The sequence below is a fragment of the Mesorhizobium sp. M7A.F.Ca.US.005.03.2.1 genome (assembly GCF_003997795.1).
In the GTDB taxonomy this organism is placed as follows: domain Bacteria; phylum Pseudomonadota; class Alphaproteobacteria; order Rhizobiales; family Rhizobiaceae; genus Mesorhizobium; species Mesorhizobium ciceri.
Genome location: NZ_RZRP01001162.1, coordinates 1 through 1,505 on the forward strand (window position 1 = coordinate 1; position 1,505 = coordinate 1,505).

The 1,505-nt window shown below is 66.9% G+C and carries 1 protein-coding gene and 1 pseudogene; both read left to right on the plus strand.

The features are described from left to right. Positions 1-870 (plus strand): annotated as a pseudogene (locus tag EN991_RS35770) (hypothetical protein); the annotation flags it as partial. Positions 871-983: 113 nt separating this feature from the next. Then, a partial coding sequence (locus EN991_RS35775; protein ID WP_245461173.1) for a hypothetical protein occupies positions 984-1,505 on the plus strand: 522 nt, incomplete at its 3' end.

The window sequence follows — 1,505 nt, forward strand, 5'->3', positions numbered from 1 at the left end:
AACACCGCCACCGGTTTTACCGCCGGCAGCGGCGTGAAAGGTCAAAACAACACTGCCAACGGCGTCAACGCAGGCACAGATGCGACCGGCGACGGAAACGCTGCTGTTGGCGCCGGCGCCGGCGCCACCGTGACCGGTGACAACAACACCGCAAGCGGCAACTTTGCTGGCCGCGGCGTAGAAGGTGACAACAACATCGCCAACGGTGCCTCCGCCGGCAATATCGTAGAGGGCGACAACAATGTCGCCAGCGGCACCCGTGCAGGTCAATTTCTGGCCGGCAACGACAACATTGCCATCGGCCAGAATGCCGGCAGCGGGACTTTGGGCAACATCCTAACGGTCAACAATTCGATCGCCCTGGGCGCCGACAGCCTCGCCGGCCAGGACAATGCCGTCGCCATCGGCGCCGGTGTCACCACCACGCGGGCCGGCCAGGTGGCGATCGGCGACGGCGCCGCCACCTACACATTCGCCGGCGTCAACAGCGCCGCCAGCAAGGCTGCCCAGAGCGGCCCGACCTACCTGCTCACCAGCGACGGCGCCGGCAATCTCGCCACATCGAGCGTCGACCTCGCCGGGCTCGAAGCCGGGCTCGGAGGCTTGACCGGTGAATTGGCGCAAACCCGCACCGAGGCCCGTCAGGGCATCGCCGCGGCCATCGCCATGACGACGGCGCCGATGCCGTCGGCGCCCGGCCGCACCAGCTGGGCCACCAATCTCGGCTACTTCAAGGGCGAGACGGCGTTCGGCGCCTCGCTGGCGCATCGGCTCGATCTTTTCGACGAGCCCTTCGCCGTGACCGCCGGCTATGCCTATGGCGGCGGCGAGAGCCACGCCGCCCGCATCGGTCTGGCGGGCGAGTTTTGACGGCGCAAGCCGCCGCTTGGCACGAGACAGCCGATCGGCCGTCCGTTTGCTCGCTGGAGCAACCGGCAATGGAGGCTCAAGCCCGCGATGGCGATCTGGCGAGAGGCAAGGGCATGACGGCGCGCAGGGCAACCAGACCGTTGCGGAAGCGGGTACCGGCGATGCTTCTGGCCGCGCTGTCGGTATTGGCAATTGCGCAACCGACCGTCGCGCAGTCGCAAGAGCAACAGCCGAAGAAAACGCAGAGGACCGCCAGGCCGGCCGAGCCGAAGCCGGCCAATATCGACCGCAATGGCGTGCTGATCCTGGTGCGCACCTCGCTTCTGGCGCTGGACCAGGCCAACAAGACCGGTAACTATACCGTGCTGCGCGATCTCGGCGCGCCAGGCTTCCAGGCCAACACCGCGGCAAAGCTTGGCGAGATCTTCGCGCCGCAGCGCCAGCAGGCGCTCGATCTCGGCGGCGTTGCCGTGCTGGAGCCGCAGCTGACGCTTCTGCCGCAAATCGAGCCCAGCGGCATGCTGCACATGGCGGGCTTTTTCCCCTCGGTGCCGATGCAGGTCAATTTCGAGCTGCTGTTCGCGCCGCATGAGCGGCAGTGGAAGCTATTCGGCATCTCGGTCACCTTGAGCAAC